This window comes from Fibrobacter succinogenes subsp. succinogenes S85, assembly GCF_000146505.1.
Taxonomy (GTDB): Bacteria; Fibrobacterota; Fibrobacteria; order Fibrobacterales; family Fibrobacteraceae; genus Fibrobacter; species Fibrobacter succinogenes.
In genome coordinates this window covers 3,464,231-3,478,087 of record NC_017448.1, presented here as the reverse complement: position 1 = coordinate 3,478,087, position 13,857 = coordinate 3,464,231, and the positions used below count along the sequence as shown (strand labels likewise).

Below are 13,857 nucleotides of genomic sequence, written 5' to 3'. Positions count from 1 at the left end.
CCTTGCAGTCATGCCCGTTGATCCCGTCACTTCGTTCCAGGATGACAGAGCATCTCCTTTTCAGCAATATATATCAAAAGACCCGCAACATCAAGTTACGGGTCTCTTAAAACTTCTTTACCGAAAAGGATTAGTCACCGGTCCTGTAGTTCGGAGCTTCCTTCGTGATGGTCACATCATGCGGATGAGATTCACGGAGGCCTGCGCCCGTGATACGGACAAACGTTGCCTTCTTGTAGAGTTCTTCGAGGTTTGCAGCACCGGCATAACCCATAGCAGAGTGGATACCGCCAATCAGCTGGTAAACGGTGTCGCGGAGCGGTCCCTTGTACGGAACACGGCCTTCGATACCTTCCGGAACGAACTTGCGCGGTTCCTGAACGCCACCCTGGAAGTAACGGTCAGCAGAGCCTGCCTTCATGGCGCCGAGAGAGCCCATGCCGCGGTAGCTCTTGTAGCTACGGCCATCAGCGAGGATGACTTCACCCGGAGCTTCTTCGGTACCGGCAAAGAGAGAGCCCACCATCACAGCGTGACCGCCAGCAGCCAAAGCCTTGACGATATCGCCAGAGAACTTGAGGCCACCGTCAGCGATAATCTTCACACCGACCTTGCGAGCCATCTTGCCGCATTCAACGACTGCGGAGAACTGCGGGTAACCGACACCAGCAATGATACGGGTCGTGCAGATGGAACCCGGACCGATACCCACCTTGACGATGTTGGCACCACACTTGGCGAGTTCTTCAACAGCTTCCGGCGTACAAACGTTACCGGCGCAAATCGTGAGCTTCGGATATTTCTTGCGAACGGTCTTCACCATGTTACGCACACCAATGTGGTGGCCATGAGCCGTATCGATAATCAACAGGTCAACGCCGGCGTCCACGAGGGCAGCAACGCGTTCGAGAGTATTTGCAGAAGTGCTAACAGCAGCACCAACGAGCAACTGACCATTCTTGTCGAGGCTTGCGTTCGGGTTGTTTTCGCGCTTCAAGATGTCCGTCATCGTGATGAGGCCCTTCAAAGCACCAGAAGCGTCCACGAGCGGGAGCTTTTCAATGCGCTTTTCGGCGAGGATTTCCTTCGCCTTGGCAAGGCTCACCTTCGGGCTTGCCGTCACCGGATTCTTGGTCATGACCGTGCTGATTTTCACGTTCATGTCGCTAACGGTGCGGAGGTCGCGGCTCGTGAGCATACCGACGAGCTTACCCTTGGAGAGAATCGGGAAACCGCTCACCTTGTTGCGAGCACGCTGTTCAAAAGCAGCAGACACCGGCTCATCGGCATCGAGCGTCACCGGATTGGTCACAATACCGGACTGCCAGCGCTTGACCTTGCGGACTTCTTCAGCCTGGTCTTCAATGGACATATTCTTGTGGATAATGCCGAGGCCACCCTGCAAAGCAAGGGAAATAGCCAAGGGAGCCGTCGTAACGGTATCCATTGCAGCACTGATTATAGGAATGTTCAGCTTGATATTCGGGGCGAGCTGGGTGCTCACATCCGTCTGAGCCGGAAGAACAGAAGATTCAGCGGGAACGAGTAAGACGTCATCAAACGTCAAAGCTTCTGGCAAAAGTTTCATAAAGTACCTCTTTTGCGCATAGAATATAGTAATTTTCGGTTTTAAATCCTAGCTCTAAACCGCTAGAAATATGTAAAAAAGAGCATAAGCAAGGCGAGCAAGCCTCAAGACAAGAATCAATAGGCTCGGCAAGGACTACAGGATATTAATCCGACTCGCACATTTGACTCCGCAAAACGACAACATCTTCTACGGATAGACCAGAATAGTCTGCAATTTCTGTATCAGACAACTTGCCTGCGGCAACCATTTTCTTGGCTATTTCATGATTTCGATCGGAAATACGTTCTTCAATCTTTGCGTTGATTTCCGTCGCGAATTCCTTGAAAATGCCCGGCACCATGACATTGTGATCCCATTTTTCGTGATGCATACGCTGATAAGCCTCAAATTCCTTTTTTGAAAAGTTAGACACTTTCGAGCTTTCCGTCAACTGTTGAAACTTGGACTCGTTCAACTCTTCGGGGAGTTCCTTGAGGCGGTTCAAGTAACGGAAGAAGAACAGCCATTTGCTTAAATCACTGGATGTTTTCTCAATGAAAAACGGAACCTTAGAAAGCTCAATTACAGCATAGTTGTATGTATCCATAACTTGTTTGCCTGTTTCCAAATCTGTCACGGCGGCACGGTGAACAGCATTTTCGTCATCAAAAACATGAATACGAGTCAACGCGATTACGTATGTCGGCTGAACATCGTAATTCCACTCTTCACCAGGTTCGGCCTGATTGGCCACCAGTTCACTCGCATAGAAAGCCAGACGCTTCATAAAATTATCCATCTCGCGAATTTGCACCTCAATCTCAATCAAATTGCCCATATCGTCTTTACAGTGCAAATCGAAAATTGCCGTGCGAGATTCTTTGCTACCACTCAGATTCTTTGCGACATTGCGAGTCCACACGTTTTTGATTGGCCGCTTAAGCTGCGGTTCAAGCAGGTCGTTCAGCAGGTTGATGAGATTGTTGCGGCTAGTGGGCTTGTCCGGATCGAATGCTTTCTTGAACGCCAAATCAATAAGAAGATTTGCGAAGGGACTCTTCTCGCCCGGTTTCACGATACAGTCCTTGAGGGACTTACGTTCTTTCATCTTTCACTCCTCTCCCGCCTACAAGCTAAAAAAGGCGTGGCTTTAGATTACATTTCGTTTGCTTTGAACATTTGTTCACTATACAATATAAATCAGAAAATCACGATTGTCAAGAGGTCTAAATCTTTTTCCGCAATTTAGGCAACATTAAAGCCTCTCAAGATTTGAGAGGCCTATAGTTTGATTTTTCATTTCATATCGTCAGCCGGGCTGACATTCTTTCGAATTGCTTCATCTAAAGCCGCTATTGAAACAAAATCTATCGTTTCACTAGAACCTGTTTTTTTTCATCGTAGCGATATTTGATAATTTCACCAGTGATTATCATTTCAATTACTTGTTTTATTACAGGTAACGGAACTACAAACCATTCTTTTGGAATATGTCTCTCACCCTTTTCATCAAAGACATCCACATTTAGACATACACGACCAAAGAAATTATGAATCAACTGTTCAAATTTTTGCGGATTCATATTGAAACATTGCCAGCTTGCAATATGGCGAACTGGAGCCATCAAATATGTAGGTTCTTTTTCAGCATTTTTTAAACGTTCTTCAACTGATGTAGTGCAAAAGCCTATTTTATACAGGTTTTTAATTTCTGCAATGGACGGTTCTTTGCTTAACGAAGAGCAAACATAAATAAAGCCACAAGCCTTATCTTTTTCGTTGATGCCCAATTCCTTTTCTGCTTTCGCGGCTGTTTCTTCGCTATTTTCAGTAACAGTTTTTCCATTCAGATACAATAACTTTTCTACAGAACGTTTAAGTAAAGCTGCTTCTGTTCCGTTTTCAAAAATGCAGCGAGTTCGACCGTTTTCATAAATATGCTTGCCTTCGGGGGTAACTGCATTTTTTTGAGAAATCTCAATTGATTCTACAAAGAAAAGCACTCCATTGTAAAAATAGAATCCACCCTCTTTAAGGTGAGATATTTTTGCATCGAGGAGTTTTCGCTTGCCACTACGGATATCGTTTTGAACTTTTTTAAACTTTGATTCGTATTTGGAGAAATCTTTGCATGGTTTGCGTTTTGCAATAAAATCTGCTTCATCGCGATCGATAGCTTTTTTTACCGACGGATGTAAATCGAATATGGATTTTTCTTCTTCGTTCAAATTAAAAGAATCAAGGATTTCATCAAAACTCATTTCCTTGCTTTGATTGCTTTTTCCTGTAGAATGAAGTAATCCGTGAACATCGGCGTTGTATATCGCTTGATTTTCAATCAACTTGCTATCACTACGATATTTCGCGAGCCTTTTGGCTAAGCGATATTCAGATGGATCATTGCTATTTTCAGAAGGTTCCCTGCCATTTTCGCTTACGAAACGTGAAAGTTCCTCAAATTCTTGAACCATGCGATCTTGGTCTGTAATTGGATTCGCCTTGGACTTTTCATTTAGCAAGCCATAGGAATCATCAGCGAAAATATCATCTAGCGTTTTGGGCATCGCGTTCCCTCTTACGTTTTCTCAGATATACAATACATTCTGCAAATCGCTTTTCTTGTGGATTGACAGAAGATATATTTGGCTCACGTCCATTTGTTTCTCTGAAAGCTTTAATTTTAGGCCAAAGAAGCATGGCTTCTTCATCGGTCATCTCGATACGGGTTTCTTCGATGACATTGTGAATCATCTTCAAAACGCTCGGAGTAACAGATTTTGAAAGTACTTCAAAAGCCGCTTGGAACGGATTGATGGAATCAATCAGGTCAATATGCAAATCGTCAATATTGACAAACTTATTTGCCATACGAATAAATCGTTTGTCACCATGCTTTTCAATTTTTGCAGTTCGAATAGCGGTATCAGCAACAACATGTTCACGAATTTCTTCAACCTCTTCATCGGTTAAATCTGGATATTTCGTGCGGATAATTTTTGGAATCAACACCTTGTTGATAACTTCGGGTTCTACACCGCCCGGCATTGCACTTTGCATGGTTTTATCTTGCAAAATGGAAGCCTTCAAATCGTTTATATCAGTTTCAATAATATCCTTAACTCGTTTAGACGACGGTGTTTTAAATCCACGGATTTTGATTGTTCCCGGTTCTTCAGAATCATCTCCATCTTCGCGAGTTTTGAAATTCCATTCAGGAGCAAGCACTTGTTCCATGAGGAGTGATGCGGTAATTGCTTTAAGCATATTGTTTACGGCGACAACAACATCATCATCCTTAGCTTCGGGCTGAGCAATCAAATTTGTAAACTGTGCATGAGTCTTATTTTTACTATCTCGTGTGCATCGCCCAATAATTTGGATGATTTCAGTTAACGAGCCACGATATCCGACCGTAAGAGCGTGTTCACAGAACGGCCAGTCGAAACCTTCTTTTGCCATTCCCAATGCGATAATTAAATCCATGTCTTCGGGTTTTGCAATTTTACGAAGATATTCGACAATTCTTGTACGGTTTGCCGGTTCATCATCTACAAGGTCTGCGACTTTCAACAATTTTCCGTCTTTACGACGAACCGTTATCACGCCTGTTTCCAAATCTTGCTTTTCAACTTCACCAATTGAATCTAAAATAAAGTCGACTTCAGAATGTTTATCTTTTGTGGATTCCCCGGAATTCACATTTGGAATATGAAGAATCGTCTTTTTGTCGGTATCAAGAATTTCTCCGATTGCCGATGTGTATTTCCCTTGATAAAAATGATAGCCGATTCCAAGCGATTTTAAATACTTGTAACCATTAAGCTGTTCGTAATAATTGTAAGTAATCTTGGTAAATAACGCTTCGTCTTCTGGCGAGAGCACTGGGACAGAATCTCCACGGAAATATGAACCGGTCATAGCGACTATGTGTGCCGAAGACTTTGAAATCAGTCCACGCAACATTTCACCCAAACAACTCGAATCATCTGCGGAAACATGATGAAATTCATCTATAGCGACGAGACAATCATCAAAAGCTTTTTCGTCCAATCCTTCGGCTGCAAAACGTAAGGTAGCGTGAGTACATATTAAGATGTTGTCATTTTTGCTTTCCATAAATTCATGGAATTTTTTTACCTTGCCTTTGCTGGAATCACTCCCCGCAAAGCACAAGTTATACTCATCCACAGGATTCCAATCAGCAAAGAATCCATATTTGCGCAGTTGAGTTTTTGCAAAGGATGCTCCAATAGATCGTTCAGGAACGGCGACAATTACTTTTTTTAGCCCCTGATGATAAAGTTTATCAAGAGCGATAAACATAAGTGCTCGGGATTTGCCAGATGCCGGAGGTGACTTAATCAACAAATATTGAGATGCACGGGCTGCATAGGCACGAGCCTGCATTTCTCGCATTCCAAGAGAATCCGTTTTGGAAGAATTACCCGTTTGGGCGTATTCGAAATGAACAATATCAGGCATGTTGATTACTCCTGTTCTTCGCGAATCATCTGTTCATAAAGCCTAAAGAGAAACTCAAGGCGTTCTTCATCGTTAGCAAATGGCCTTGCTCTGTAAATTTTTTCAATTGCAAAGTCGTTTTCTTCGTGTGCTTTTTTGAGGTCATTGGGCATGGATTCTGGATTGTAGAGCTCAGCCAACGTTTTTCCCGGATGATTTTCTCTTGCAGCAATGATGCCAAAAGCGTAGTCCTTAAGCATGTTCTTTTGTTCATCATTGATATGCGGGAACGGGAAGGTGTTGTAAACAAGCTTGGCTGAATAGCGATAATCATTTTTGAGTTTTCCGCCAACGGTTCGCACCCACGCCATATGCATTTTTGAATTCAGGATGCTGAAAAGCCAAGGTTCTGCATCATATACTGCAAACGCTGCATTCGAAACAACAGTATCCTTAGAAAGAAAATCCATGGGGATATAAGTACGACGTTCTGAAGAAGCTCCCGGAACAATGATTGAAGAGGTTTCCTTATATCGAATTTCTCCAAATTTATAAGGAACAAGTGCTAATTTATTTGTTGCTGCTCTTTTACTTTTCACACGTAGCTCCTTACATTTTTTTACTCGTTCAGCAATAATTGGAATAGACATAGCTTCTTTTTTGCTATTATCTGTAATCCACAAACAATATCTTTTCTCTCCATTTATAAATTCATCAGCCCCAAGAAAAAGCTTCATAAACTTTTTTATTTCTGGACATTTCTTTACTGCATCATCGTGCTCTTTTTTTTCAAAAAGAAGATATTGACCATCATTGGGCATACTCCCAAAATTCATAGGAGGGAAATCACTTAAAGAGTCTTTCTTTTCTTCAACAATTACATCTGATCCCGAAGACAAATATGCATTAATTTTAGAGGCCTTATTTTTTCTTAATCCATTAAATAAAAAATGTTCTTTTCTTAATTTTTCGTCACTAAGCCCTATTATTGTAACAATTACACCAGCATTATATTGAGCATTGTTAGTCCATTTGAAAGACGAATAACCAAATTGAATTTCAATTCCTTTGTTGAATATCTGCGGCCAAAGTATTGCGACTTGTTCGCCTTGGCAAATAGAATTGGTACTTACAAACGCTAAGGTAGCATTGGAGTTTGCTATATAATCAGAACCTTTATAGAACCAACAGGCAATGTAGTCTAAATTCTTTGCTCCTTTAACATTTTCAAAAACCGCCTCAACATCTTTTTTATGGTTTTCTTTTTGCAATCGTGCCCCTAAATATGGAGGATTTCCAAGTACATAAATTTCATCGTTTCCATTATTTGGGCAAACATTGTTCCAATCAATATTGCAGGCGTTATCGCAAACTATGTGGCCTGCCTCTTTCAACGGAAGCGTTGGGCATATTGTTCCTGTTTTGCTAAAAAACTCTACATTCATTTGATGCTCGGCAAGCCACAGTGAAAGCTTCGCTGTTTCGCACGCAAAGTCATCAATTTCAATTCCGTAAAAATGATTCAAATGAATCCCCGTAAGCCCAAATTCCTGCATTTTGAGCAAAATATCCATTTCCAATTTACGGAGTTCCTTATAGGCAATAATCAAGAAATTGCCAGAACCGCAAGCGGGGTCAAAAATTTGAATATTGCGAATACGCAACAGCAGATTTTTTAATTTGGTTACACTCTTTCCAGCAGCGTCAAATTCTTTGCGAAGGTCATTCAAGAAAAGAGGTTCTATTACCTTCATAATATTTGGAACGCTAGTGTAATGTTGCCCTAAATCACCGCGTTGTTCCTCGTCAATAACCGTTTGGAACATGGAACCAAAAATATCGGGATTGATATCCTTCCAATTCAATTCACCACATTCAATTATCTTATTACGACTATGAGCTGAAAAACGAGGAATCTCGATTTTATTACGGAAAAGTCCTCCGTTTACATACGGAAATTTTTCAAGATAATCAGGTAACTTTTTACGTTCTTTGGGGGCTGTATCAAGAACGGTAAACAACCGTTCTAAAAATTCATTCAAGTCACTTCCATCGGCTTTTGTTGTCGCTGCAATAGTATTTGTAAATAAGTTGTCTGTAAAAATTCCCGTATCTTCAGCAAAAAAGCAAAAAAGAAGCCGAGAAAGGAACACATTAAAATCATGTTGCGAAATCAGTTTTTTAGCATTGTCTTTTTTGATTTCGTCAAAAAGCTTCGCCATTTTGCGAGCTGCACGAACATCAGCCGGATTTTCATCGATAAACTCCGTTTTTTCAATCCCCGCCCACGGCAAAAAGAATGACGAATGTTTCGGCAAATCCTTAAATTCAGTCTCTAAGGTGTCTTTGGTCTTTGTATCAACACAAAGCAGTTTTTTACCATCAGAAAGAACTACAAATCGTTCATTATGTTTAATAGATTTTGCAGTTTCTAAAGCCAAGCTTACATTTAATTCGTCTTTGAACAATTCCTTGTAAAGGAGTTTGCCCTTCCAGCAGATTTCGCCTTGATTTTTAGATAAATTCAGCGAGCCGTTTTGCAAACGTTTAACCGAAGCCTTAGGTAAGTCATAAGCCAAGATAAAGTCATAAATAAAATCACCTGTAGCTCCAGTTTCACGATACTTGGCTACAATATCTTCAATCTTATTTTCGATTTCAGCAATGCTTGGCATAAGCAACTCCTTGTTTATGCCTCTAGCCCTCGCAAGTCAGCGAAATTTCAAACCTTAAAAATGTTGCCGAAAAAATCAATCGCAAGCAACAAGAAAGGCGTGAGTCGTAACGCTTACCAACCTGAGGCTCGCCAAAGCCTAAACCCGATAAACGCACGACCCACGCCCCGAAATGGGCACATAGCCAAATAACCGGGACTTATGCCTCGGATACAGCAATGCGATGAATAGCCCTATACGGACTATCCATGCGTGAGCGTTCGCCTTGTTCTCGGGTTGTTGAAATTTGGCGATTTCAGGTTGAGAACAAGAGACAAATTACTCTTTTCTATGTCATTGGCAAAAATAATATAAAATCGGCATTTTAGTTCAGGAAAAACACAAAACCGAGCCTCAAAAAAAAAAAAATGAGGAAAAACCAAAGTACCCGATATTAAAAGGAAAGTTACGATTTCGGCACCTCGAAACTGAGTCCAGGGTGAAAAATGACTATTTTGGCAAAAAATCGATTTTTTTCAAAAAAAATGCGTTTATCCTATTGACGTAGCCATCCAAATAAGATATATTGTTTAATGTTCGCCGAACGCAGAACATTTTTTTTTGATAGGAGCAATCATGACTGCAAAAGCATTAGATTCATTTGGATTTTTTATTTCTGAAAAACGTCGAGAGTTAGGCATCTCGTTACGAAAATTTGCAGATATGCTAGGAAAGGCTCCATCTTATGTTTGTGATATTGAAAAAGGAAAGAAAAATCCCATCGAAAAGGAATTTCTCGAAAAAATAGCATCCATTCTAAATCTTTCTGAAAATGACAGGAATCAACTTTTTGATTTGTCCGCTACAGCAAGGCGCGATGTAGCCCCAACAGACCTGACCGAATACATCAAGGCCACCCCTCTTGCAGCCATCGCGTTACGTTCTGCTAAAAATTCTAAGATTACAGACGATCAATGGCGAAATATCATTAACATTATTCAAAAAGGCAAATAATGGACTTTATTGACTACTCTCATATTTCCATGGACGAAAGGGGCGTTTACCGTGTCAGTTACGCCCAAATTGAAGATGCTGTGGAAAACTACTTGAGGGAGTGTCATCCAGAGATATTGCTTTACCCACAATGCGTCCCTATTGAAGAATGGATTGAATCTAATGAATTCGGCTTCAAGTTAGAAATGCGAGATATCGCCTATCCTCAAGCTAAAGGGATAACCGCATTTTCAAAAATGGTCATTTGGTCTATTGATAGTGAAACAAAGAAAGTGCAGCCCATTCCTATCGAGAATTCAACAATTGTCGTTGACGAATCGCGGTCTCCTGTAGAAATCAGATTTACGGCAGCACACGAAGTCATCCACATCAAAATGCATCCGTATTATTTTATGCATCATTCTAACGCTATTGCCGCAAGTTCCAACATCGTCAGTATTAGTTCTTATTTGCATAAACCAATTTGGTGGTTGGAACGCCAAGCCAACTATGGTGCTGGAGCACTACTAATGCCAAGGATAACTCTGTTCTTGCTTTTCAAGAAATTCTTTCAAACAGCAACTGTCTTTAAGTTGTCAAAAAACGACAAAATATCAATTGCTTTTATCAATACAATTTGTCAAATATATGAAGTGAGCGTGAGTGCAGCCCGCATTAGACTCGTTCAATTAAATCTGCTGGAGGAATAATATGGGATCCATGAGATGTTTTTGTGGGTACGGAATGCGGAATTCCGACAGCATCAATCAAATAGAACTTTCTTTATTTAGAATGGATGATATAAAAAAAGCCATAACAGAAAACGTAATGCTAAAAGACCTCCCTCTCCGTTTCGAAGAAGTGGAAGTCTGGCGCTGCCCTGTTTGCGGAAGATGGGATTTCATCTCTGCAAAGTACAATTATAGAATGGTTCCTGTAAAACCTGAAGAATCTTTTTCTTGCGAACCAAGCAATGATGACATCACCTTTATTGAATTTGACAGCCGTTCAGCAGACAATGCCTATACTATATCTGGAAACATAACTGTTTCTGATTTTCTCAAATTGAATGAGGATAAGGTACAAATTCGTTATCTAAGGGTAAATTCCGCACGAATGTTACTTTATAGAAATTCAGAAATGCAGAATCCCGTAAAAATATACAAACAAGAAAAATAAAATTTTTTAACCGTAATGTTCGCCATAAGGCGAACAAAGGAGTAAAACATGGGTGGATATGGTGGTCAATCAGGCCGTACAAAAGGAAAGGCTTCCTCAATACAGCAGGAACCCCCGTCAGGACAAAAACGCAATTGAGGTGGCTGAATACTATCTTGATAAGGGCAAGTATGTCGCCTTTTTAAAAGAAACGCCGAACGATCATAAAAGAGCTGATCTGATGGTTGAAGGTGCTCCAGTAGAAGTTAAAGGTGTTGAAGGAGACAATGCCAACACAATTTGCAACAGCAGCCTCGCAAAAGCAGCGAAACAAATGAAAGCGACAATTGCAGAGTCTAAATTTTACGAGCACAAGGAAAACAGCAAAATAATACTGCTTTCCAAGCACAAATCAATTGCTGAAGGGAAAAAGGCTGTCGAATCGGTTATTGAAGGATACAAAGAAGCTCTCCGCAAAGGAATTTTAAAACCGAGCGACAAGGTTGAATATTGGTATAAAAACGGGAACCGGCGACGAATACTAGAATTGCATACTTACGCATAATCTCACACAAAATAAACTATGAAAAAAGAAGACCAAATAACTCTAGATCATTTGCTCATACAACAGGGAGCCCCTCTTGTCGGGTCACTACATGTTCCCCAATTATCTCCCACACAAACAATTCCAAATATCAAAAAATGCTTACCCATTAACATCATTGACCCAAAAGACGGATTAAAACTTTGGGGCCATTGCTTTGTCAAAGACGTTCACCAAAATAAATTTTGGAACGATCCCTTAGCAAATGTCGCTCCCTTGCAAAAGCTTGAAGGAATGATTAGTACCGATTACAGCCTTTATAGAGACTATTCAACTAACAGACAGAAATGGAACTGTTATCGTAATCGTATAATAGCTTATTTCTGGCAACAAAAAGGAATAAACGTGATACCTACTGCTAGTTGGAGTACTCAAGACAGTTTTGAATGGTGTTGGGAGGGGTTGCCTCAAAATTCAGTACTTGCGATTACCACCAACGGCATTTCAACAGACAAGGAGGGACTTCGTCATTTCATTCTTGGTTTGGATGAAATGATTCAAAGACAAAATCCCATCGCCCTCGTTGTGTGTGGTCACTTTTTTCCTTGGATGGAAGACAAATATCCAGATATTCAAATGATAAAAATTCCTAGTTATGGACAACTTTGGAACGAAAAGAAAAAAATGAGGGAACAAACGCATTATCGCTCGACAGCAATCGTCTTGGCAAAGGCCCCACGCTTGACCAGATAAACGGACGAGCGGGCAAACTTGCTTGCCACAGCCTGCTTAAGCGACAAGCCATTCTTCAGCTCAACCTTGCCGAGGAAATTCCCTTGCATATCGAACACCTGATAAACACCCGCCTTGTCAAAGAGCTGAGCCATAAACGGAATCGCATCGGTCCCCGAACTCGAAGAACCGTCAACGCTACTCGAAGATTCCGCGACCTTCTCCGATGACGAACTCGGCACAGTTTCAGAGGAACTCGACACCACAGAACTTGAACTTAAAGCAACGGAACTGGACGACGGAACTTCGTCGCCTTTGACATAAACCTTTATATGCGGAAAATCGGCCGTACCGGAAACGCCGTTACTCATGCTCCCCGCTTCGCCAAGCACCTTGGCTTCGTAGAGCTTACCCATTTCCATGCCCAGCTTTTCCCACTGTCTCATGTGAGCGCTAATATTGATGACTCCGCAATCACGGGCATTTTCACGAATGCTGAAATACTGCAAAAAAGTCGTATTGCCCTGTGTCTTGATGGCCGGCCCCGTATGTTCACCCCAATAAACGGAGTATTTGGCACCATCGATTGTGTAATCGCCCATCTTATGGCTAGCGACCCAATCGCCAGGCCTCCACCCCGTCAGCCAGTTATCGACAACATAATATTCGACCAGTTTGCTCGGGGATTTCGAGACTTCTTCCATCCAACCATAGACGCCGACATAGGAGTAATCGGCACCATTGATATTCTGTTTCACGAGCTTGAATTCCGCAAGCATATCGCCGCCAAGTTCGTTATACTTCTTGTCGCTATCGAACGAAAGCCCCGCACGGCAAAGGTAGTCTCCAGCATTCTGGAAAGAACATGCCATGGATCCGTCTTCATAAATTGTAAGCGAACCCGAAGTAGCCCTATCGTACCAAAGCTCGTAACCGACACCGTTGAACGAGCTCACTTCGTTTCCATTCACTTTTTTGCTTGCACCTGTATGTTTAGCTGCATTGCAAAAATCCTGTGCCAAGACCCCCGCCGTGAGTCCCATACTCAAGGCAATAATAATTTTATTCACCATACATACCTCCACCAAAAGGTTACTTTCAATATAATAAAAAAGCCCGACAAGTTAATCACTAGTCGAGCTCATAACAATTTTAATGTATCAGTTGCATATAACGGCTTTATTTTCCGTTATAGCGTTCCATGCACTTTTCGATGCCGAGCTTAAAATAGCATTCCACAAGGGCAGGGACTTTTGCGATTGCCTCATCGAATTTCGGGCGGTCTTCAGGAGAAAACTTCGCCAAGACCCAGTTGCTGAGGTCAAATTTCGGAGGGCACTTGCCAACGCCAAAGCGGATGCGCGGGAACTTGTCGCCCACATGTTCAATAATGTTGCGGAGTCCATTCTGACCGCCATGGCTACCGTCCTTGCGGCAACGGATACGGCCTACATCCAAATTAATATCATCGCTAAAAACGAGTAAATGATCGACCTTGACCTTGTACCACGTCATAAGCGCCTGAACCGCTTCGCCAGAGAGGTTCATGTAAGTCTGCGGCTTCACGAGGAGGCATTCTTCGCCTGCAATGTTCACCTTCATGGTGAGCGCCTTGTGTTCCGATTTCCAGTCCTTGCTCGGGTCAGCGAGCTTTTCAACTGCCATAAAACCGGCATTGTGGTGCGTGTTCGAATACTGCGTTCCAGGATTTCCAAGACCGACGATTAAATACATAATAAAACCTT

The 13,857-nt window shown here is 41.9% G+C and carries 12 protein-coding genes; 5 read left to right on the top strand and 7 right to left on the bottom strand.

Features of this window, described 5'->3' with window-relative positions:
* Positions 1-130: 130 nt before the first annotated feature.
* From guaB to FSU_RS14290, 5 genes are all read right to left on the bottom strand, one after another.
* Positions 131-1,588: an IMP dehydrogenase gene (gene guaB, locus FSU_RS14310; protein WP_014547067.1), complete on the bottom strand. Its 1,458-nt coding sequence runs from the start codon at positions 1,586-1,588 to the stop codon at positions 131-133.
* 145 nt (positions 1,589-1,733) lie between these two features.
* On the bottom strand, positions 1,734-2,678 hold the full coding sequence (locus FSU_RS14305; protein WP_014547066.1) for an Rpn family recombination-promoting nuclease/putative transposase: 945 nt from the start codon (positions 2,676-2,678) through the stop codon (positions 1,734-1,736).
* 259 nt (positions 2,679-2,937) lie between these two features.
* Complete coding sequence (locus tag FSU_RS14300; protein ID WP_014547065.1) at positions 2,938-4,134, bottom strand: GIY-YIG nuclease family protein; 1,197 nt, start codon at positions 4,132-4,134, stop codon at positions 2,938-2,940.
* On the bottom strand, positions 4,115-6,052 hold the full coding sequence (locus FSU_RS14295) for a DEAD/DEAH box helicase (RefSeq protein WP_014547064.1): 1,938 nt from the start codon (positions 6,050-6,052) through the stop codon (positions 4,115-4,117). The genes FSU_RS14300 and FSU_RS14295 overlap by 20 nt, the downstream gene beginning before the upstream one ends.
* Positions 6,053-6,057: 5 nt before the next feature.
* Positions 6,058-8,706: a DNA methyltransferase gene (locus tag FSU_RS14290; RefSeq protein ID WP_014547063.1), complete on the bottom strand. Its 2,649-nt coding sequence runs from the start codon at positions 8,704-8,706 to the stop codon at positions 6,058-6,060.
* Between the two features lie 615 nt (positions 8,707-9,321).
* Here FSU_RS14290 and FSU_RS14285 point away from each other — a divergent pair.
* The 5 genes from FSU_RS14285 to FSU_RS14265 are packed head-to-tail and all read left to right on the top strand — an operon-like array spanning position 9,322 to position 12,133.
* The gene (locus tag FSU_RS14285; protein ID WP_014547062.1) at positions 9,322-9,699 is read left to right on the top strand and encodes a helix-turn-helix domain-containing protein; all 378 of its coding nucleotides are present in this window, start codon (positions 9,322-9,324) and stop codon (positions 9,697-9,699) included.
* Entirely contained in the window at positions 9,699-10,388 is a 690-nt protein-coding gene (locus FSU_RS14280; RefSeq protein WP_014547061.1) for an ImmA/IrrE family metallo-endopeptidase, read from the top strand. Before FSU_RS14285 ends, FSU_RS14280 begins: the two co-directional genes overlap by 1 nt.
* A 1-nt stretch (position 10,389) precedes the next feature.
* Positions 10,390-10,857 (top strand): hypothetical protein, encoded by a 468-nt coding sequence (locus FSU_RS14275; RefSeq protein WP_014547060.1) that lies wholly within the window; start codon positions 10,390-10,392, stop codon positions 10,855-10,857.
* Between the two features lie 58 nt (positions 10,858-10,915).
* Positions 10,916-11,401: a hypothetical protein gene (locus tag FSU_RS14270; RefSeq protein WP_014547059.1), complete on the top strand. Its 486-nt coding sequence runs from the start codon at positions 10,916-10,918 to the stop codon at positions 11,399-11,401.
* Positions 11,402-11,419: 18 nt separating this feature from the next.
* A complete protein-coding gene (locus FSU_RS14265) occupies positions 11,420-12,133 on the top strand; it encodes a DUF4417 domain-containing protein (protein WP_014547058.1) in 714 nt (237 codons plus the stop codon).
* Here the strand turns inward: FSU_RS14265 and FSU_RS14260 are convergent.
* Complete coding sequence (locus FSU_RS14260) at positions 12,082-13,185, bottom strand: glycoside hydrolase family 11 protein (RefSeq protein WP_014547057.1); 1,104 nt, start codon at positions 13,183-13,185, stop codon at positions 12,082-12,084. The two genes, FSU_RS14265 and FSU_RS14260, sit on opposite strands and share 52 nt — an antisense overlap.
* Positions 13,186-13,291: 106 nt before the next feature.
* Complete coding sequence (gene pth, locus FSU_RS14255) at positions 13,292-13,846, bottom strand: aminoacyl-tRNA hydrolase (protein ID WP_015732305.1); 555 nt, start codon at positions 13,844-13,846, stop codon at positions 13,292-13,294.
* Between the last annotated feature and the right edge of the window lie 11 nt (positions 13,847-13,857).

Excerpts from the sequence above, each read along its gene's own strand:
- guaB (WP_014547067.1), bottom strand. The coding sequence starts at position 1,588 with ATGAAACTTTTGCCAGAAGCTTTGACGTTTGATGACGTCTTACTCGTT.
- FSU_RS14305 (WP_014547066.1), bottom strand. The coding sequence starts at position 2,678 with ATGAAAGAACGTAAGTCCCTCAAGGACTGTATCGTGAAACCGGGCGAG.
- FSU_RS14300 (WP_014547065.1), bottom strand. The coding sequence starts at position 4,134 with ATGCCCAAAACGCTAGATGATATTTTCGCTGATGATTCCTATGGCTTG.
- FSU_RS14295 (WP_014547064.1), bottom strand. The coding sequence starts at position 6,052 with ATGCCTGATATTGTTCATTTCGAATACGCCCAAACGGGTAATTCTTCC.
- FSU_RS14290 (WP_014547063.1), bottom strand. The coding sequence starts at position 8,706 with ATGCCAAGCATTGCTGAAATCGAAAATAAGATTGAAGATATTGTAGCC.
- FSU_RS14285 (WP_014547062.1), top strand. The coding sequence starts at position 9,322 with ATGACTGCAAAAGCATTAGATTCATTTGGATTTTTTATTTCTGAAAAA.
- FSU_RS14280 (WP_014547061.1), top strand. The coding sequence starts at position 9,699 with ATGGACTTTATTGACTACTCTCATATTTCCATGGACGAAAGGGGCGTT.
- FSU_RS14275 (WP_014547060.1), top strand. The coding sequence starts at position 10,390 with ATGGGATCCATGAGATGTTTTTGTGGGTACGGAATGCGGAATTCCGAC.
- FSU_RS14270 (WP_014547059.1), top strand. The coding sequence starts at position 10,916 with ATGGTGGTCAATCAGGCCGTACAAAAGGAAAGGCTTCCTCAATACAGC.
- FSU_RS14265 (WP_014547058.1), top strand. The coding sequence starts at position 11,420 with ATGAAAAAAGAAGACCAAATAACTCTAGATCATTTGCTCATACAACAG.
- FSU_RS14260 (WP_014547057.1), bottom strand. The coding sequence starts at position 13,185 with ATGGTGAATAAAATTATTATTGCCTTGAGTATGGGACTCACGGCGGGG.
- pth (WP_015732305.1), bottom strand. The coding sequence starts at position 13,846 with ATGTATTTAATCGTCGGTCTTGGAAATCCTGGAACGCAGTATTCGAAC.